The following is an 18,111-nucleotide window of genomic DNA, read 5'->3' on the forward strand; positions in this document are numbered from 1 at the left end:
CGGGAACGGTGACGCCCCCTGTCTTTGACCCGTGTTTCCGCAGGTCAGACAGGGGGCGTACAGGTGTTCGGAGTGGGTTCGGGTGACCGGTGTGGCAGTCATACCGGCGTCAACCCCCGATGGGTTATCCACAGATCGTCGTCTTTTCCCCAGTCGGCTTGTGGAAATTGCTGCAAGGCTGTGGATAACTCAGCGGATAGCCCTGGGCAGAGCTGCGTTCACCGCGAGGTGGCCGACGGTTCGGGCGCTACTTCCACTGGGTGGAGACGCCGAAACCCGCGGCGATGAAGCCGAAGCCCACCACGATGTTCCAGTTGCCCAGCGCCTCGATGGGCAGCGAACCGTCCGTCACGTAGAAGACGACGATCCATGCCAGGCCGAGGATGAACATGGCCAGCATCACGGGGGCGACCCATGAGCGGCTGTTCAGCTTGATGGCGGCCGCCTGCTTCGACGGCGGCGGCGTGTAGTCGGCCTTCTTGCGGATACGTGACTTCGGCACGAGGGTCTCTCCTGTCGATGCGCTGCGTGGCCGCGCAGGGAACTGGTCGGTCTCGGGGAGGCGTACAAGGGGACTCTGCTGGCTCCTCCGGGCGTCCGTTAGCGTAGTGCTTCCGCGGCGCCGAAGGAGATAAGGGTACGTTGAGCAATTCTGCCGACTCTCCCCCCACGGGATCCAGCCCTGCCCGCGGCCGTTTCCGGCCGGTGCGGGTGCTCACCGCGGCGGTCTTCGCTCTCGCCGGGCTGATTTTCTTCACCAGTTTCAACACGGCCAAGGGCACCGATATCCGCACGGACGCTTCCCTGCTGAAGCTTTCGGACCTGATCCATGAGCGAAGCCGCGAGAACGGCGAGCTCGACGACGCGAACGCGTCCCTGCGTGACGACGTGGAGGCGCTCGCCGAGCGTGACGACGGCAGCACAGAGGCGGAGGACGCCAAGCTGGCCGCGCTGGAGCACAGCGCAGGCACCCAGAAGCTGACGGGCGAGGCCATCTCGGTCACTCTCAACGACGCCCCGCCGGACGCCACGGCCAAGCTTCCGGGATATCCCGAGCCGCAGCCCGACTACCTGGTGATCCACCAGCAGGACCTCCAGGCCGTGGTGAACGCGCTGTGGCAGAGCGGTGCCAAGGGCATCAAGGTCATGGACCAGCGGCTGATCTCCACCAGCGCGGTGCGCTGCGTGGGCAACACCCTGATCCTCCAGGGCCGGGTCTACTCACCGCCGTACAAGATCACTGCGGTCGGTGACCCGGAGAAGATGCAGCAGGCGCTCGCCGCCTCGAAGGCGATCCAGAACTACATGGTCTACGTGAATGTCTACGGCCTCGGCTGGAAAGTCACCGAGGACGGGGCGGTGACTCTGCCCGGCTACTCGGGCACAGTGGATCTGCAGTACGCCAAGCCCGTGGAGTGACCTTCCCTGGAGCTGCCGGTGCGCGTCGTCGTGAGGACCGTCAGCGAGCTCTGTATCACCGTCGGCACCGTGGTCGTCCTTTTCGTCGTCTATGTGCTCTTCTGGACGGGCGTGAAGGCCGACAACGTCATGGACGACCAGATCGACCAGCTGCAGGAGCAGTGGGCGCAGAGTGCGGTGCGCCCGCCGGACACGGCTCCCGGCGGCGGCGCGGCGAGTCCGGGGGCGACCGCGAGCCCGCCGGAGCCGGCGCCGTACACGGCGGACAAGCCTTTCGCGATCATGTACATTCCGCGGCTTGGTTTCACGTGGAACAAGCCGGTGCTCGAAGGCACCGCCACCAAGACCCTGAAAAAGGGCCTCGGCCACTACGCGAACACCGCCCAGCTCGGTGAGAAGGGCAACTTCTCGGTCGCCGGTCACCGGCGCACGTACGGCGATCCCTTCAAGGACTTCCCCAGGCTGCGGGCCGGTGACGCGGTGGTGCTGACCGACGGAACGACCTGGTTCACGTATCGGATCGACAAAGGCCCCTACAAAACCCTGCCCTCCGACGTTGAGGTGATTGACCCTGTGCCCCGTAAGTCGGGGTACACGCGTGAAGGCCGCTACCTGACGCTGACCACGTGCGATCCCGAGTGGGGGCACAGTCATCGGCTGATCGTGTGGGCCCACCTGGACTCCACCCAGCCTGTGGAGGCCGGGAAACCGGAAGCGTTGCGCCGTTAGTCTGTTGGCTGTACGGCGTGAGTCTGAGTGCCGTGGTGCGACGGAAGGGACGGCATGTACGGCTGGATCTGGCGGCATCTGCCGGGGAACGCGTGGGTGAAGGCGCTGCTCTCGCTCGCGCTGGCCATGGCCGTCGTCTACGTGTTGTTCAACTACGTCTTCCCGTGGGCCGAGCCGCTCCTGCCCTTCAACGATGTGACGGTGGACAACCAGTGAGCGCGCGCATTCTCGTCGTGGACAACTACGACAGCTTCGTCTTCAACCTGGTGCAGTACCTCTATCAGCTGGGCGCCGAGTGCGAGGTGCTGCGCAACGACGAGGTGTCGACGGCGCACGCCCAGGACGGCTTCGACGGCGTACTGCTCTCGCCGGGCCCCGGAACGCCCGAGGAAGCAGGCGTCTGCGTCGAGATGGTGCGGCACTGCGCCGCCACCGGGGTGCCGGTCTTCGGCGTCTGTCTCGGCATGCAGTCGATGCAGGTGGCCTACGGCGGTGTCGTGGACCGTGCGCCGGAGCTGCTGCACGGCAAGACCTCACTGGTCGAGCACGAGGGCAAGGGCGTCTTCGCCGGCCTGCCCTCGCCCTTCACGGCGACCCGCTACCACTCCCTGGCGGCGGAACCCGCGACGGTCCCGGCCGACCTCAAGGTCACGGCACGCACGCACGACGGCATCATCATGGGCCTGCGCCACCGCGAACTCCCGGTCGAGGGCGTCCAGTTCCACCCCGAGTCGGTGCTGACCGAGCACGGGCACCGGATGCTGGCCAACTGGCTGGTGGAGTGCGGTTACGAAGGCGCGGTGGCGAGGTCGGCGGGGCTCGCCCCGGTGGTGGGCAGGGCCACGGCGTGACCGCCCTGCGCCCTGAGCGCGAGTCCGGCGCCGCCTACGGGGAGTCCGTCGCGGACTCCTACCGCGACGCCGGCGACCAGGGGAACTCGTACGGGCAGCAGCCGTACGAGGGCTCCGGTGCGCTCGGGGAGTGGTACGGCGGGGAGAGCTACGTCACCCCGGCGCAGGCCGCCGAGGCGCAGGGCGCCGCCGGGTACGGCGGTGAGGGTTACGGAACCGGCGGCTACGGCAGCGAGGGCTACGCCGCTCAGGGCTACGGCGGCGAGACGGCGCGCGTGGCACAAGAACCGTACGCGGAGCGGTACGTGCCGCCACCGGACGACGAGACCGTGGCTCTGCGGGTTCCCGACCCGCCACCCTCCCGCGAGCCCATATCACCCTCTCCCGCCTCATCAGCCGCTTCTGCCTCTGTAACCCCGACGGGTGGCCGTGCGGCCCGTAGAAAGGCCGCCAAGCGGCGTCACGGGCGGCATGGCGGAACACACCAGGTGTCGGACGCGGCCGAGACGGACTCGGAGAGCTCCGGCGCTCCGCTCTCCCGCATGGAGGCCCGCCGGCAGGCCCGGGCGCGCAAGCCCGGTCCCGCCACGGTCGCCAGCCGCGCGATCGGTGAGGTGTTCATCACGACCGGCGTACTGATGCTGCTGTTCGTGAGCTACCAGCTGTGGTGGACCAACATCCGGGCGCACGCCCAGGCGGACAAGGAGGCCAGCAGCCTCCAGGAGGACTGGGCCAGCGGCAAACGCAACCCGGGGACCTTCGAACCGGGGCAGGGCTTCGCCCTCCTGCACATCCCGAAGCTGGATGTCGTCGTGCCGATCGCGGAGGGCATCAGCAACAAGAAGGTGCTCGACCGGGGCATGGTCGGCCACTACGGCGAGGGCAAGCTGAAGACGGCGATGCCGGACGCCAAGACCGGCAACTTCGGCCTGGCCGGGCATCGCAACACGCACGGCGAACCGTTCCGCTACATCAACCGGCTCGCCCAGGGCGACGAGATCGTGGTGGAGACACAGGACAAGTACTTCGTGTACAAGATGGCGTCGATCCTGCCGGTGACGTCGCCGAGCAATGTGAGTGTGCTGGAGCCGGTTCCGCCGGGGTCGGGCTTCACCGAGCCGGGCCGCTACATCACACTCACCACGTGCACGCCGGAGTTCACCAGTAAGTACCGGTTGATCGTCTGGGGCAAGATGGTCGAGGAACGGCCGCGCAGCAAGGGCAAGCCGGATGCGCTCGTCAGTTAAGGGCAGTTGACTCCTTCCCCTCCTTCAGGAGGGGAATTCCTGCGGCTCGCGCCGTGGGAATTCCTGCTTCGTCGCCGACTGCCCGCCCGGAGTGCTCCGTTGAGGTCTTACACCGGCTCCACAGGCCGACACCGCCAGCCCGGCGGCCAAGAGGTTCTTCGCTGCGTTCGCGTCCCGGTCGTGGGTCGTGCCACAGCTGTCGCACGTCCAGGTGCGGACGTTGAGCGGCATCTTGTCCTGCACGCTGCCGCAGGTGGAGCAGAGCTTGGACGAAGGGAACCAGCGGTCGACTGCGATCACTTCGCGGCCGTACCAGTGGGCTTTGTACTCCAGCAGGCTCCTGAACTCGCTCCACGCCGCATCGGAGATGGCGCGGGCGAGGTGGCCGTTCTTCAGCAGGTTCCGAACGATGAGGTCCTCGATCACGATCGTTTGGTTTTCACGAACGAGCCGAGTGGTGATCTGATGCAAGTGGTCACGCCTACGATCGGCGATCCGGGCGTGGACCTTGGCGGCCTTCCGGCGTGCTTTCTCCCGGTTGTTGCTGCCTTTGTTCTTGCGAGCATGCTGCCGCTGGGCTTTGGCCAGGCGGTTGCGGTCACGCCGCTCATGCCGGGGATTGGCGATCTTCTCTCCGGTCGACAGGGTCAGCAGGTGGTCGAGCCCGGCATCCACACCGATCGCCGTGCCGGTGGCCGGGAGCGGTTTGACGGACGGATCCTCGCACAGCAGGGACACGTACCAGCGGCCCGCGGCGTCCTGGGACACGGTCACCGTGGACGGCGACGCGCCTTCCGGGAGGGGACGGGACCATACGATGTCCAGCGGTTCCGTCATCTTGGCCAGGGTCAGCTCTCCGTTCCGGAACCGGAACGCGCTGGAGGTGTACTCCGCCGATTTGCGGGACCTCTTCCTCGACTTGAACCGCGGGTACTTGGCCCGCTTGGCGAAGAAGTGGGTGAACGCGGCCTGCAAGTGCCTCAGGCACTGCTGGAGCGGGACGGAGGAGACATCGTTGAGGAATGCGAGTTCCTCAGTGTGCTTCCACGCCGTCAGCATCGCCGACGTCGCGTTGTAGTTGACCCGTTCCTGCCGCAGCGCCCACGCCTCAGTACGTGCCGAGAGCGCCAGATTGTAGACCTTCCGCACGCACCCGAACGTACGCGACAGCTCGGCTGCCTGCGCATCTGTCGGGTAGAAGCGGTACTTGAACGCCCGCTTCACATGAGTGGGCATGGCTCACAAACTATCATGTCAACTTGTGAACGCCTGACGGAATGTCAGTGGTGGACACCGAATCGTCCTGGCGGCGTCTCGGCTCTCCCCGCCCTGTTCTGCAGGAGTACGTTTCCTTCCCGGTCTGAAGGCCGGGGCATCCACGGAGGACCCCGATGAACGTGGCAGCGACTACCGAAGGCGCACCAGAGGAAACCAACGCGCCCCCGGCTCGCCGTCGGGGCATGGGCCGGATCGCGATGGCGGTCAGCGTCTTCGGGGAACTCCTCATCACGGCGGGCCTGGTGCTGGGCCTGTTCGTCGTCTACTCCCTGTGGTGGACGAACGTCATCGCCGACCGGGCGGCGGACAAACAGGCCGACAAGGTCCGTGACATCTGGGCCCACCAGGACGAGGACTCCGGCCGTCCCGCCGAGTTCGACGCCAAGAACGGCATCGGCTTCCTGCACGTGCCCGCGATGACCAAGGGCGAGATCCTGGTCGAGAAGGGCACGACGTCGAAGATCCTCAACGACGGCGTCGCCGGCTACTACACCGACCCCGTCAAGGCGACCCTGCCGACCTCGGACAAGAAGGGGAACTTCTCCCTCGCGGCGCACCGGGACGGCCACGGCGCGAAGTTCCACAACATCCACAAGCTCGAGAAGGGCGACCCGATCGTCTTCGAGACGAAGGACGAGTGGTACGTCTACAAGGTCTACGCCGTCCTTCCGGAGACCTCGAAGTACAACGTGAAGGTCCTTTCCGGGGTCCCGGAGGAATCGGGGAAGAGGAAGGCGGGGCACTACATCACGCTGACGACGTGCACGCCGGTGTACACGAGCCGGTACCGGTATGTGGTGTGGGGGGAACTGGAGCGGGTGGAGAAGGTGGACGAGGAGCGGACGTTGCCGGCGGAGCTGCGCGGCTGATCTCTCCACCTTTACCTCGACCTCGGGCCCAGCGGTGTAAGGGCATGAACACCATTAGTAGTGATCTCTGTCTCGGTCACCAAATCTGGTGGCTCTGTCCCTTTGGCGTGTACATACTAAGCACGATCGTATTTATGTTCGACCGACCGAGATGGGGGATCATTGAGTAGAGCGACCAAGGCGGGCCGTAAGAGAGGCGCCTTGCTGACAGCGATAGCCATGCTGGCGGTGGCCTTCGGGCAGATGCTGGTGACGGCACCGACGGCGAGTGCTTCCTCCTACTGCCCCGCCAGTGACTACGTGGACTCCGCGCAGCCTGCGGCCCGGAACATCGATCTCCCCAGGAAGACCGATGTGACCATCCAGCCGACACTCTGCCTCTACGACGAGACCGGCTTCTACCAGAGTGTGATGGTGCTCCGGTGGTGGGTCACCGGCGGCGGCGCCCACTGCTGCGGCACGAAGTTCAACAACTTCAACATCACGACGTGGGTCCAGAAGAACGACGTCAACAAGTGCAGCGAGACGGGCTACCCGGGAATCAACGGAAGCCGCTCCGGCAGCCTGACCATCACCTGCACGTGGCGCTCGGCCAACACCTCGGGGATGAGTTCGGACGGCAGGATCGTCTATGACGTGGCCGACGACGGGAAAGGCGCGGTGACCTGGCAACTCAACGGAACGGGCCCCAGCACTTGACGAAGGCCGCACTCCAGGGGCTGATCTCAGGAACCTGAGCTCGGCGGCTCAAGACGGGCAGTGAATGTCCCCGGTCACTCTTGGAGTGACCGGGGACATTCACGTGAGATCGAAGCGTCAGTCGTTTGTGCGGGCTGATGTCCCCGTCGCGCCACCGAAGATCTGGCCGTCGCTGTCGCCGCCGCCGTTGTTCCCACCGTTGTTGCCGAAGCCCACGGTGGTCAGCGTGACCTGGGTGTTCGCCGGGTCGTCGACCTGCTTGTTGCCCTTGGGGTCCTGGTCCGTGACGAAGGCAGTGTCGCTCTGGTCACTGCCGTTGGCGAACTGGATGTTGTTGAAGCCGGCCGCCGCCAGAGTCTGCTTGGCTTGGCCCACCGTCTGACCCACGACGCTCGGCACCGGGGTCTTCTGCTGGGCCTGCTTGCCGATCTGGATGGTCACCGTGTCGCCCTTGTCGGCCTGGGTGCCCGCTGCCGGAGAGGTCGAGATGACCTTGCCGACCTGGTTCGGGTCCTGGGTCTCCACCTCGGCGCAGGTGCCGGTCAGGTCGTTGGCCTCCATCTGGGCCTTCGCCTCGTCACACGTCTTGCCGAGGACGTCCGGAACAGTGGACTGCTCCTTCTCCTTGGCGACGGTGAGGGTGATGGTGCTGCCCTTCTCCTGCTCCGTGCCGCCCTCGGGGTCCTGGCTGATGACGACGCCGGGATTGCGGTCGGACTCCTCGGTCTTGCGCTGGACGTCGAAGCCCTTGTCCTCGAGGTCGGACTTGGCCTTCTCGTAGGGCAGGCCCTCCACGTCCGGCACCGACACCTTCGGCGCACCGGTCGACACCACGATGTTGACTGTGGAGCCCTTCTTGACCTTCTTGGATGCCTGCGGATCCTGCTCGCAGATCTTGCCCGCGGGCTGGTTCTCGCACTCCTTCTTTACGACCGTGCCCATCTTGAGTTCGCTGTTGTCGAGCAACCCCCTGGCACTCTCCTCGGTCTCGCCAACGAGACTCGGGACGGGCGCAGTCGAGTTGCTCGGGCTCTCCCCGTCGAACATCCACTTGCCGATGAGGGCCGCGCCGACGAGAACCAGCACGGCCGCGACCGCCAGCAGTATCGTCGAGGTGTTGGACTTCTTCTGGCGGCGCCGGTCCGGGCGGTCGTCGTAGCCGTAGCCACCGTCGTCCGGGTTCATCGGCGGCAGCATCGACGTGGCGCCCGCGTCCGCGGAGCGCAGGGCCGTGGTCGGCTGGTCGTCCGGGTAGCCGCCGTAGCCCACGGAACCCATGGCCGCGGTGGCGGCGACGGGCTGGCCGTCGAGGCACGCCTCGATGTCGGCACGCATCTCGTCGGCCGACTGGTAGCGGTAGTCGGGGTCCTTCGTCAGGGCCTTCAACACGATCGCGTCCATCTCGGGCGTGATCTCGGGGTCGAAGACCGACGGGGCCTGGGCCTCTTCCCGTACGTGCTGGTACGCCACGGCCACCGGGGAGTCGCCCACAAAGGGGGGCCGCACCGTCAGGAGCTCGTACAGCAGACAGCCGGTGGAGTACAGGTCCGACCGCGCGTCGACCTGCTCGCCCTTCGCCTGCTCCGGCGAGAGGTACTGAGCGGTGCCGATCACGGCCGCGGTCTGCGTCATCGTCATGCCGGAGTCGCCCATGGCGCGGGCGATGCCGAAGTCCATCACCTTGACCTGGCCGTTGCGCGTCAGCATGACGTTCGCCGGCTTGATGTCTCGGTGGACGATGCCGCTGCGGTGGGCGTACTCCAGACCCTGGAGGATGCCGATCGTCATCTCCATGGCGCGCTCCGGCAGGAGCTTGCGGCCGGAGTGAAGCAGCTCACGGAGCGTCGAGCCGTCCACGTACTCCATGACGATGTACGGGATCGACACGTTGTCGATGTAGTCCTCACCCGTGTCGTAGACCGCCACGATCGCGGGATGGTTGAGCGAGGCGGCCGACTGGGCCTCCCGGCGGAAGCGGGCCTGGAAGGACGGGTCGCGCGCGAGGTCCGCGCGCAGCGTCTTCACCGCCACGGTGCGGCCGAGCCGGGTGTCATGCGCGAGGTAGACCTCCGCCATGCCACCACGGCCGAGCACCTGGCCCAGCTCGTACCGGCCGCCGAGGCGACGCGGCTCTTCCATAAGCTACCTACCAGCCCTCTCCGTCGGTCCCGACCTCACCCTTGTGGGTGGGGCGGTGTGCCGTCCGGGCATACCGTACCCGGCTCATCTTGTGTGACCTGGCCAAGCCCGTAACCCGATACAGGACCGGTATCGCAACGTGCACCGATGTGAAGGGGACGTGAGCAGGTTCACTTCTTGCTCTTGATGACCGCCTCCATCACGCTCTTGGCGATGGGCGCGGCGAGGCCGCCACCGGAGATGTCGTCGCGGACCGCGTTCTGGTCCTCCACGACGACGGCCACGGCCACCGGGGCGCTGCCGTCGTCGAGCTTGGCGTAGGAGATGAACCACGCGTAGGGGTTCTCGCTGTTGTCCACACCGTGCTGGGCGGTACCGGTCTTGCCGCCCACCTTCGCGCCGCTGATCTGAGCGTTCTTGCCGGTGCCGTCCTCGACGACCGTCTCCATCATCGACTGGAGCTTCTGAGCGTTCTCCGCCGACAGCGGCTTGCTCATCTCCTCCGGGTCGGTCCTCTCGATGGCGTCGAGGTTGTTGGTCTGGAGCTCGTCGACCATGTACGGCTTCATCAGCGTGCCGTTGTTGGCGATGGCCGAGGCGACCATGGCCATCTGGAGCGGCGTCGCGGCGGTGTTGAACTGGCCGATGGAGGACAGGGCCGTCTGCGAGGGGTTCATGTCGTCGGAGAAGACCGACGCGCTGGTGCGGGTCGGGGTGAACTGCTCCTCGGTGAAGCCGAACTTCTTGGCCGTCTCCAGCATCTTGTCGTTGCCGAGGTCGGAGCCGACCTTGCCGAAGACGGTGTTGCAGGAGTACTGCAGGGCGACGCGCAGGGTCGCGTTCTTGCAGGGGATGTTGCCCTCGTTCGGCAGCTTGGTGGTGGTGCCCTCCATGACCCACGGGTCCGGCGAGTCCGTCTTCGCGTCGGCGTCCGTGTACAGCCCGTGCTCCAGAGCCGCGGCCGCGGTGACGACCTTGAAGGTCGAGCCGGGCGGGTAGACCTCACGCAGCGCCCGGTTGAGCATCGGGTCGTCGGGGTTGTTCTTCTTCTGGAGCGCCGTCCACGCCTTGGAGTCGGTCGACGTGGAGTTGCCGGCGAAGGACGAGGGGTCGTACGACGGGAAGGACGCCAGCGCCAGGATCTTGCCGGTGGACGGCTCCAGGGCCACGACCGCGCCCTTGCCGCGGTCCTTCAGACCTTCGTACGCGGCTTTCTGCGCGGCGGCGTTGAGGGTGGTGACCACATTGCCGCCCTCCCTCTCCTTGCCCGTGAGCATGTCGAGGGTGTTGCGGAAGAACAGCCGGTCGTCGTTGCCGGTGAGGATGCCGTCCTCGATGGACTCCAGCTGGTTGGCGCCGAAGGCCTGCGAGGCGTAGCCGGTGACGGGGGCCCACATGGGGCCGTTGGTGTAGGTGCGCTTGAACTTGAAGTCGGTGCCCGAGGTCTCCTTCGAGCCGGTGATGGCCTTGCCGTCGACGATGATGTTGCCGCGCGGGGTGCCGTAGCGCTCGATGGTGACGCGGCGGTTGGCCTTGTCCGTCCTCAGCTCGTCGGCCTGGACGTACTGGATCCAGTTGTCGCGGATGAGCAGAGCCAGGACGAGGAGTCCGCAGAAGATCGCGATCCGGCGTAGGGGCTTGTTCACGGACGGACCACCTGGGTCATCTCGGCGTCGGGGTTGGGCGCGGGGGCGGGCGCGGGTCGGCGTGCGGTGTCGCTGATGCGCAGCAGGATCCCGATCAGCGCCCAGTTGGCGATGACGGAGGAACCGCCGTACGCGACGAAGGGCAGCGTCATACCGGTCAGCGGGATGAGGCCCATGACACCGCCGGCCACGACGAAGACCTGGAGGGCGAAGGCGCCGGACAGGCCGACGGCGAGCAGCTTGCCGAACGGGTCGCGGGCCGCCAGGGCCGTACGCACACCGCGCTCGACGATCAGCCCGTAGAGCAGCAGGATCGCCATGACGCCTGCCAGGCCCAGCTCCTCGCCGAAGGTGGCGAGGATGAAGTCGGAGTTGGCGGCGAAGCCGATGAGGTCGGAGTTGCCCTGGCCGAGACCGGTGCCGAGGGTGCCGCCGGAGCCGAAGGCCCACAGGGCCTGCATGGCCTGCTCGGAGTGGAGGATGCCGTCCTGGACGCCGGCGCGGCTGAGCTGGAACTCGCGCGCCGGGTCGAGCCAGGCCTGCACACGCGTCTGGATGTGCGGCTCGAAGCTCGCCACACCGACGGCACCGACCGCGGACATCAGCAGACCGAAGACGATCCAGCTGGTCCGCTCGGTGGCGACGTACAGCATGATGACGAACATCCCGAAGAACAGCAGGGACGTTCCGAGGTCGGTCTCGAAGACCAGGATGAGGATCGAGATGACCCAGACGACGAGGATCGGACCGAGGTCGCGGCCGCGCGGCAGGTAAAGGCCCATGAAACGGCGGCTGGCCAGGGCCAAGGCGTCTCTTTTGACCATGAGGTAGCCGGCGAAGAACACCGCGAGGACGATCTTCGCGAACTCACCGGGCTGGACCGTGCCCAGGCCGGGGATGTTGATCCAGATCTTGGCGCCGTAGATGTTCGCGCCGAGCCCGGGCACGAGCGGCAGGATCAGCAGGAACAGCGCGCCGGCCATCGAGATGTACGTGTAGCGCTGCAGGACGCGGTGGTCCTTGAGGAAGATCAGCACGGCCACGAGCAGGGCGACGCCGAGCGCCGAGTACAACAGCTGTCGCGGTGCGGCGTCGGCGTAGTTGCTCAGTCGCTTCGACTGGTCCAGGCGCCAGATCGCGACCAGGCCGAGCCCGTTCAGCAGGGTGGCCAGCGGCAGCATCAGCGGGTCCGCGTACGGCGCGAACTTGCGTACGGCGAGGTGGCCGATGCCTGCCAGGAGGCCGAGCCCGAGGCCGTAGCCGAGCAGGCCGGCCGGGACCTCGTCGTTCATCGCCAGGCCCACGTTGGCATAGGCGAAGACCGGGATGACGACCGCGAACGCCAGCAACACCAACTCGGTGTTGCGCCTGCTCGGCGCGCCGATCGCGCCGATCGTGGACGTGTGATGCGTCGGCGAGTGCTGAGTTGAATTAGTACCGCTCATGGATGTGACGGGGCCTCTCGCGGCTTGCCTACTGCGTACCGCAGTTCGAAACGACCTTCTGCTCTTCCTCCGAGAGTGTGGGGCCGGGGCTTGGCGTCGCAGTCGGTGTCGGGGAGGTGGAGGGGGACGAGGACGGGGGCTTGCCCGACGCCGACGGATTCGGCGTCGATGTCGCCTTGGACGTAAGAGAGGTACGGGTGGTTCCCGTGGTACCTCCGGCCTCGCCCTCACCGGTCTTGGCGTTCTGCTCGCTCTGGGCAGCCTGCTGCTCGGCACGCTTCTTGCACGCGGTGGCCTGGAGCTGGAGTTCGTCGATCTTCGCCTGGGCGTCCTTCAGACCGCCCTCGGCGATGGTCGCCTCGACGAGCTTCTGCTGGTAGGGCGGCAGGTACTTGAGTTCGATCTCGGGGTGGTCCTTCTCCACCTTCGAGAGCGAGACCCAGGCCAGGTCCTGGCTGATCCCGCGGTACAGGGCGACGTGTTCCTCGTTCGTGCCGACGTAGTACTGCGTCTGCGTCCAGCGCCAGCCGCCGTACAGCCCGCCGCCGATGACGGCGAGCGCGAGGACCGAGTAGAAGGATCTCTTCAGCCACTTGCGGCCCTTGCGGGGCTTGACGAAGTCGTCGTCGGTGTAGTCCCCGAAGCCGCCCGCCGGGGCGTACCCGGTGGTGTCGCCGGAGCCGGGCGGGCCGAACTCGCCGCCCCCGCCGCCCTGTCCGGGCACCTGGCGGCCGAGCCCGGAGGCGCGTCCCGCCGGCGTCTGCATGATGCCGTTGTCGTGCAGGTGGTGCGGCTGGTTCTCGGCGACCGCGCCGACCACGACCGGGGTGTCGGACAGCTGCCCGGCGAGGGTGTCGCCGGTGTCCAGGTCGAGGACGTCCGCGACGATCACCGTGATGTTGTCGGGGCCGCCACCGCGCAGCGCGAGCTGGATGAGCTCCTGCACGGTCTCCTGCGGGCCCTGGTAGCTGGCGAGGGTGTCCTCCAGGGTCTGGTGGGACACGACGCCGGACAGGCCGTCGGAGCAGATCAAGTACCGGTCGCCGGCGCGGACTTCACGGATCGACAGGTCGGGCTCGACATGGTCGCCGCTGCCCAGCGCGCGCATCAGCAGCGAGCGCTGCGGATGTGTGGTCGCCTCCTCCTCGGTGATGCGGCCCTCGTCGACGAGCCGCTGCACCCAGGTGTGGTCCTGCGTGATCTGGGTGAGGACGCCGTCGCGCAGCAGGTAGGCGCGCGAGTCGCCGACGTGCACGAGGCCGAGGCGCTGCCCGGTCCACAGCAGGGCGGTGAGCGTGGTGCCCATGCCCTCCAGCTGGGGGTCCTCCTCGACCATCGAGCGCAGCTGGTCGTTGGCGCGCTGCACGGCCGTGCCGAGCGAGGTGAGGATGTCGGAGCCGGGGACGTCGTCGTCGAGGGCGACGATGGTGGAGATCGCCTCGGAGGAGGCGACCTCGCCCGCGGCCGCGCCGCCCATGCCGTCGGCGATGGCGAGCAGGCGGGGCCCGGCGTATCCGGAGTCCTCGTTGCCCTCCCGGATCATGCCTTTGTGCGATCCGGCGGCGAAGCGCAGTGACAGACTCATGCGCACCTCGCCCGTCGGCTCCGGGTACATCCGCACGGTGCCCACCCTCCGGTCGGGAGCGCGCCGGGGCCCTTGGTGTGGGCCACCGCTGCGTGCTCGCTCCGCTCGCTCATTGTCGTACTACTTCCGCAGCTCGATGACGGTCTTGCCGATGCGGATCGGCGCGCCCAGCGGAATCGGTGTCGGGGTCGTGAGCCGCGTTCGGTCGAGGTACGTGCCGTTGGTGGAGCCCAGGTCCTCGACGATCCACTGGCCGTCGCGGTCCGGGTAGATCCTGGCATGCCTGCTGGAGGCGTAGTCGTCGTCCAGCACGATCGTGCTGTCGTGCGCCCGGCCCAGGGTGATGGTCTGGCCCTGGAGCGCGACGGTGGTGCCGGTCAGGGTGCCCTCGGACACGACCAGCTTCGAGGGAGCGTTACGGCGCTGCCGGCCGCCGCTCTGCTGGCCGCGCTGCTGCGGGGGTGCCGCTGCCTGCCGGGCAGCCTGCTGCTGCCGTCCGGCCTCTCGCCTGGACCCGCGCTGGGTGACACGCGTACCGAACAGGTCGCTGCGGATGACCTGCACGGCCACGATCACGAACAGCCACAGTACGGCCAGGAAACCCAGCCGCATGACCGTGAGGGTCAGCTCTGACATTGCCCCCGCTTCACCCTTCGGCTTGCCGGTAAATGATGGTGGTGCTGCCCACGACGATCCGCGAGCCGTCGCGGAGCGTAGCGCGGGTGGTGTGCTGCCCGTCCACCACGATGCCGTTGGTGGACCCGAGATCCTGGATCGTCGAGGGCGTTCCGGTCCGGATCTCGCAGTGCCGGCGCGAGACGCCGGGGTCGTCGATCCGCACGTCGGCGTCGGTGCTGCGGCCCAGCACGAGCGTGGCGCGGGAGATCTGATGGCGGGTGCCGTTGATCTCGATCCAGTAGCGGGTGCGGCCGCCTGCCGCGGGTGCGGCGGGAGGACGCTGGCCGCCCGCGGGCTGCGGGTAGCCGTAGCCGCCGGGGCGTCCGCCGGGCGGCGGCGACGGCGGCATGGGCGGGGCGCCGGCGGGCGCGGCGGGCTGCGGGTAGCCGTAGCCGCCCTGGGCGCCGCCGGGCCGCCCGGCCGGGGCGGCGGCCTGCGGGCCCTGCTGATCGGTGGAGCCGGCGAGCGTTCGGCTGCGCACGCGGTACAGGCCGGTGTCGAGATCGTCGGCCTTCTCCAGGTGGACCTTGATCGGGCCCATGAAGGTGTAGCGCTGCTGCTTGGCGTAGTCGCGGACCATGCCGGCGAGCTCGTCGCCGAGCTGGCCCGAGTAGGGGCTCAGCCGCTCGAAGTCCGGCGTGCTCAGCTCCACGATGAAGTCATTGGGTACGACGGTCCGGTCGCGGTTCCAGATCGTCGCGTTGTTGTCGCACTCGCGCTGGAGCGCGCCGGCGATCTCCACGGGCTGGACCTCGGACTTGAACACCTTGGCGAAGGTGCCGTTGACCAGACCTTCGAGACGCTGCTCGAACTTCTTCAGGACTCCCATGGGGCACCTCCTCCGTAGCCTGCTTCGTCCTGCATCCCGCCGGGCGGGCACTGCCTTACCTGGTACTGCTTACTGATCGTATCCACGCGCCGGTCAATCGGCTGGTTCCCCCTGTCGGCCCGGTCGACGGGTGTCGACGCCCTCGAAGTTCCCTGCGGAGCTCCCCTTCGAACTCCTCGAAGGCACAGTCTTGCCATGGATCGTAGAGGCGGCCGCAGACCAGTGTCCCGCACCTGACTGTGGACCCCGACCGGCTTCTGGGGAGATGCCCAGGACCGGTACGAGGTTGATACGTGAACAGGTACTCCCTGATACGGAGCGCGGGGCCCGCCGGATCGGTCGGAGTGCGGGGGCGGTCGCCGACTGCGCTGGTGGGCGCCCGCACGGGCCCGGCGCGGTCCTGGCACGGGCCTGGCACGGGCCTGGCCGGGCGGCTGCCTGCGGATAAGGGATGTGAACCGACCCTGGCCGCCGTGCTAATGTTCTGGGTGTCGGAAGGCGCCGGACCGCAAGGAAAAGCCCCGAGGACACACTCAATGCGCGGGTGGCGGAATAGGCAGACGCGCTGGATTCAGGTTCCAGTGCCCGCAAGGGCGTGGGGGTTCAACTCCCCCCTCGCGCACTCTCGAAGAGGCGGCATCGTAAACACGATGCCGCCTCTTCTGTTGTGTTCGCCACGTTGTGCTGTCCACCACCCTCGCGACAGGGCGTCTTGGCGCCGTGACCTGTGATGAAGCTCTCAGGTCACGGCACGGGCCGAGTGCCGGGCCGGTGGCTCAGCCCGCCGCGACGACCGTGGCGAGCGTCACGGCCGCGGGCAGGGCCTGGACGAAGAGGATGCGGCGGTTGGCGGTGGCCGCGCCGTAGACGCCGGCGACGACGATGCAGGACAGGAAGAAGATCTGGACCTGGCGACCGGTCGGGTCGTCGGCGATCAGCCCCCAGACCAGGCCCGCGGCCAGGAAGCCGTTGTAGAGGCCCTGGTTCGCGGCCAGCGGTGCGGTGGCGCGGGCCAGCTCGGCATCGAAGCCGGAGAGGCTGCGGCCCGGGCCGCGCTGCCACAGGAACATCTCCAGCACCAGGATGTAGGCGTGCAGCAGCGCCATGAGCGCGACGAGGACGACTGAGATCGCATGCATGCGGTGATTGTGCCGGGGGGTTCGGGCGTGGGCGGGGGCGGGGCCGAAAGGGGCCGGGACCTGTGCGGGGCGGCGGTGGCTCCGGGGTAGGCCCGGCGCCGTAGGGGAACGGGGGAGGCGTCGACGCCGATCGGCCGCTACGCGTGCGTGGAGCCCCGCTGTGGCGTTGCGGGGCTCCACGCGTGTGTGCGGCAGTCCGAGCTGCTGGTGCGGCCGTCCGAGCGGCCGATGCGCTCGGGTGGGCCGGCCGGTCGGCGTCAGACCGCGAGCTTCTGGGCCGGCTGCTCGGCTTTGTTACGCCGCGAGCTTCTGTGCCAGCTGCTTGGCCTTCGTGGCGGCCTCGTCGAGGGCGCGCTCACGGGAGGCCTCGAAGAGGGGGACCAGCTCGGCCATCGCGGGGTTGGCCGGGGCCATCGTCAGCTCCGGGACGATGAAGTCGAGGTCGGCGCCGAGGAAGTCGGCCAGGATCGCCGACAGGTAGTTCTGCACGTACTCGTAGCCCTCGCGCGGGGTGCCCGGACCGTACGCGCCGCCGCGGCTGGCGACGACGGTGACCGGAGTGCCCTTGATCGACTGGGCGTCGCCCGCGGTGCGGCCCATCAGCACCACGTTGTCCAGGTAGGCCTTCAGGGTCGACGGGATCGTCAGGTTGTACATCGGGGCGCCGATCAGCACGGCGTCCGCGCTCTCCAGCTCCTCGATCAGCTTCACGCGCTCGGCGAAGGCGGCTGCCTGCTCCGGGGTGTGCGTCGCCGGATCGGAGAAGCCGGCGGTGTGGGAGTGGGCGTCGATGTGCGGCACCGGCTGCGCGGCGAGGTCGCGGTGGATCACCGTGCCCTCGGGGTGCTGCTCCTGCCAGATGCGCCGGAAGGCGTCGGTGACGGCGCGGGAGGAGGAGGCGTCGGTCGAGAAGACCGAGGAGTCGATGTGCAGGAGCGTGGCCATGGGGGTCTCCAGGGAGGACGGGAGCGGGCAGGGGCCATCCGTGTACCGGGACGCACCTGTCCGCAGGAACTAAAAGTTCGTACTCGACTATGGATAACACAGTCGCTTACTTTTTTTCATCCCCGTACTGCAAGGCAGTACCCTGAAGGGCATGGCGGGTGAGCAGAGTCACGACGTGGCGCAGTGCAAGCGGGTCGACGAGGGGATCAACCGCGTCTTCCAGCTGCTCGGAAAGCGCTGGACCGGCCCGATCGTGTCCGTCCTGACCGCGGGCCCCGCCTACTTCGTCGCCCTGCGCCGGGCGATCCCCGGCATCAGCGAGCGCATGCTCTCCGACCGGCTCACCGAGCTCGCCGCGGCGGGGCTGGTGGTGCGTGAGGTCTACGAGGGGCCGCCGTTGCGGGTGGTGTACCGGCTGACGGAGTCGGGGGCGGCACTGGAGCCCGCGCTGGCCGAGCTGGGCGGGTGGGCGAAGAAGTACCTGGGGGACGGGGAGCGGCCGGGGGGCTGCTGAAGGTCGTTGCCGGGGCGGGCGGGCCGGGCGCTGCCCTGACTGCGCACAGTCGGCGCCGCCGAGCGGGTTTTCCACATCCGCGGAGTTGTCCACAGGGTC

The 18,111-nt window shown here is 67.9% G+C and carries 18 protein-coding genes and 1 tRNA gene; 9 read left to right on the plus strand and 10 right to left on the minus strand.

The features are described from left to right. Window positions 1-247: 247 nt before the first annotated feature. On the minus strand, window positions 248-502 hold the full coding sequence (gene crgA / locus AC3ETA_RS28320; RefSeq protein WP_432195723.1) for a cell division protein CrgA: 255 nt from the start codon (window positions 500-502) through the stop codon (window positions 248-250). A gap of 140 nt (window positions 503-642) precedes the next feature. On the opposite strand from crgA, the gene AC3ETA_RS28325 reads away from it, so the two are divergent. The 5 genes from AC3ETA_RS28325 to AC3ETA_RS28345 are packed head-to-tail and all read left to right on the plus strand — an operon-like array spanning window position 643 to window position 4,246. Further along, window positions 643-1,419, plus strand: coding sequence for a DUF881 domain-containing protein (locus AC3ETA_RS28325; RefSeq protein ID WP_432195724.1), 777 nt, complete (start codon window positions 643-645; stop codon window positions 1,417-1,419). An 18-nt stretch (window positions 1,420-1,437) separates the two neighbouring features. Beyond that, entirely contained in the window at window positions 1,438-2,148 is a 711-nt protein-coding gene (locus tag AC3ETA_RS28330) for a class E sortase (RefSeq protein ID WP_432195725.1), read from the plus strand. Window positions 2,149-2,202: 54 nt separating this feature from the next. After that, on the plus strand, window positions 2,203-2,364 hold the full coding sequence (locus AC3ETA_RS28335) for a hypothetical protein (protein ID WP_030945481.1): 162 nt from the start codon (window positions 2,203-2,205) through the stop codon (window positions 2,362-2,364). Then, a complete protein-coding gene (locus AC3ETA_RS28340; protein WP_432195726.1) occupies window positions 2,361-2,999 on the plus strand; it encodes an aminodeoxychorismate/anthranilate synthase component II in 639 nt (212 codons plus the stop codon). Before AC3ETA_RS28335 ends, AC3ETA_RS28340 begins: the two co-directional genes overlap by 4 nt. Then, window positions 2,996-4,246: a class E sortase gene (locus AC3ETA_RS28345; protein WP_432195727.1), complete on the plus strand. Its 1,251-nt coding sequence runs from the start codon at window positions 2,996-2,998 to the stop codon at window positions 4,244-4,246. The genes AC3ETA_RS28340 and AC3ETA_RS28345 overlap by 4 nt, the downstream gene beginning before the upstream one ends. A 24-nt stretch (window positions 4,247-4,270) precedes the next feature. On the opposite strand, the gene AC3ETA_RS28350 is transcribed toward AC3ETA_RS28345, so the two are convergent. After that, complete coding sequence (locus tag AC3ETA_RS28350; protein WP_432195728.1) at window positions 4,271-5,482, minus strand: RNA-guided endonuclease InsQ/TnpB family protein; 1,212 nt, start codon at window positions 5,480-5,482, stop codon at window positions 4,271-4,273. Window positions 5,483-5,637: 155 nt separating this feature from the next. On the opposite strand from AC3ETA_RS28350, the gene AC3ETA_RS28355 reads away from it, so the two are divergent. Then, a complete protein-coding gene (locus tag AC3ETA_RS28355) occupies window positions 5,638-6,393 on the plus strand; it encodes a class E sortase (protein ID WP_432195729.1) in 756 nt (251 codons plus the stop codon). 201 nt (window positions 6,394-6,594) lie between these two features. Continuing rightward, window positions 6,595-7,092 (plus strand): hypothetical protein, encoded by a 498-nt coding sequence (locus AC3ETA_RS28360; RefSeq protein WP_432195730.1) that lies wholly within the window; start codon window positions 6,595-6,597, stop codon window positions 7,090-7,092. A gap of 117 nt (window positions 7,093-7,209) precedes the next feature. Here AC3ETA_RS28360 and pknB read toward each other — a convergent pair whose 3' ends face one another. The 6 genes from pknB to AC3ETA_RS28390 all read right to left on the minus strand — a co-directional run bounded on the left by pknB (window position 7,210) and on the right by AC3ETA_RS28390 (window position 15,414). Then, on the minus strand, window positions 7,210-9,231 hold the full coding sequence (gene pknB / locus AC3ETA_RS28365; protein WP_432195731.1) for a Stk1 family PASTA domain-containing Ser/Thr kinase: 2,022 nt from the start codon (window positions 9,229-9,231) through the stop codon (window positions 7,210-7,212). Between the two features lie 170 nt (window positions 9,232-9,401). Beyond that, window positions 9,402-10,877: a peptidoglycan D,D-transpeptidase FtsI family protein gene (locus AC3ETA_RS28370; RefSeq protein WP_432195732.1), complete on the minus strand. Its 1,476-nt coding sequence runs from the start codon at window positions 10,875-10,877 to the stop codon at window positions 9,402-9,404. Continuing rightward, a complete protein-coding gene (locus AC3ETA_RS28375; RefSeq protein ID WP_432195733.1) occupies window positions 10,874-12,322 on the minus strand; it encodes an FtsW/RodA/SpoVE family cell cycle protein in 1,449 nt (482 codons plus the stop codon). Before AC3ETA_RS28375 ends, AC3ETA_RS28370 begins: the two co-directional genes overlap by 4 nt. Before the next feature lie 28 nt (window positions 12,323-12,350). After that, window positions 12,351-13,937 (minus strand): Stp1/IreP family PP2C-type Ser/Thr phosphatase, encoded by a 1,587-nt coding sequence (locus tag AC3ETA_RS28380; protein WP_432195777.1) that lies wholly within the window; start codon window positions 13,935-13,937, stop codon window positions 12,351-12,353. Between the two features lie 90 nt (window positions 13,938-14,027). Next, window positions 14,028-14,543 (minus strand): FHA domain-containing protein FhaB/FipA, encoded by a 516-nt coding sequence (locus AC3ETA_RS28385; RefSeq protein WP_404098183.1) that lies wholly within the window; start codon window positions 14,541-14,543, stop codon window positions 14,028-14,030. 10 nt (window positions 14,544-14,553) lie between these two features. Next, window positions 14,554-15,414: an FHA domain-containing protein gene (locus AC3ETA_RS28390; RefSeq protein ID WP_432195734.1), complete on the minus strand. Its 861-nt coding sequence runs from the start codon at window positions 15,412-15,414 to the stop codon at window positions 14,554-14,556. A gap of 538 nt (window positions 15,415-15,952) precedes the next feature. Between AC3ETA_RS28390 and AC3ETA_RS28395 the strand changes: the two genes are divergently transcribed. Continuing rightward, window positions 15,953-16,036: transfer RNA gene (locus AC3ETA_RS28395), tRNA-Leu, on the plus strand. 154 nt (window positions 16,037-16,190) lie between these two features. Here AC3ETA_RS28395 and AC3ETA_RS28400 read toward each other — a convergent pair. Together AC3ETA_RS28400 and AC3ETA_RS28405 are read right to left on the minus strand one after the other, a co-directional pair. Then, window positions 16,191-16,553 (minus strand): DUF1304 domain-containing protein, encoded by a 363-nt coding sequence (locus AC3ETA_RS28400; protein ID WP_432195735.1) that lies wholly within the window; start codon window positions 16,551-16,553, stop codon window positions 16,191-16,193. A gap of 294 nt (window positions 16,554-16,847) precedes the next feature. Then, entirely contained in the window at window positions 16,848-17,498 is a 651-nt protein-coding gene (locus AC3ETA_RS28405; RefSeq protein WP_432195736.1) for an FMN-dependent NADH-azoreductase, read from the minus strand. A 151-nt stretch (window positions 17,499-17,649) separates the two neighbouring features. On the opposite strand from AC3ETA_RS28405, the gene AC3ETA_RS28410 reads away from it, so the two are divergent. Further along, window positions 17,650-18,012, plus strand: coding sequence for a winged helix-turn-helix transcriptional regulator (locus AC3ETA_RS28410; protein ID WP_432195737.1), 363 nt, complete (start codon window positions 17,650-17,652; stop codon window positions 18,010-18,012). The last annotated feature ends 99 nt before the right edge of the window (window positions 18,013-18,111 follow it).

Source organism: Streptomyces sp. bgisy027 (assembly GCF_057710365.1).

Bases quoted from the DNA above. Each gene is read 5' to 3' on its own strand.
- AC3ETA_RS28335 (WP_030945481.1), top strand. From the start codon at position 2,203: ATGTACGGCTGGATCTGGCGGCATCTGCCGGGGAACGCGTGGGTGAAG.
- AC3ETA_RS28350 (WP_432195728.1), bottom strand. From the start codon at position 5,482: ATGCCCACTCATGTGAAGCGGGCGTTCAAGTACCGCTTCTACCCGACA.
- AC3ETA_RS28355 (WP_432195729.1), top strand. From the start codon at position 5,638: ATGAACGTGGCAGCGACTACCGAAGGCGCACCAGAGGAAACCAACGCG.
- pknB (WP_432195731.1), bottom strand. From the start codon at position 9,231: ATGGAAGAGCCGCGTCGCCTCGGCGGCCGGTACGAGCTGGGCCAGGTG.
- AC3ETA_RS28375 (WP_432195733.1), bottom strand. From the start codon at position 12,322: ATGAGCGGTACTAATTCAACTCAGCACTCGCCGACGCATCACACGTCC.
- AC3ETA_RS28380 (WP_432195777.1), bottom strand. From the start codon at position 13,937: ATGTACCCGGAGCCGACGGGCGAGGTGCGCATGAGTCTGTCACTGCGC.
- AC3ETA_RS28385 (WP_404098183.1), bottom strand. From the start codon at position 14,543: ATGTCAGAGCTGACCCTCACGGTCATGCGGCTGGGTTTCCTGGCCGTA.
- AC3ETA_RS28390 (WP_432195734.1), bottom strand. From the start codon at position 15,414: ATGGGAGTCCTGAAGAAGTTCGAGCAGCGTCTCGAAGGTCTGGTCAAC.
- AC3ETA_RS28400 (WP_432195735.1), bottom strand. From the start codon at position 16,553: ATGCATGCGATCTCAGTCGTCCTCGTCGCGCTCATGGCGCTGCTGCAC.
- AC3ETA_RS28405 (WP_432195736.1), bottom strand. From the start codon at position 17,498: ATGGCCACGCTCCTGCACATCGACTCCTCGGTCTTCTCGACCGACGCC.
- AC3ETA_RS28410 (WP_432195737.1), top strand. From the start codon at position 17,650: ATGGCGGGTGAGCAGAGTCACGACGTGGCGCAGTGCAAGCGGGTCGAC.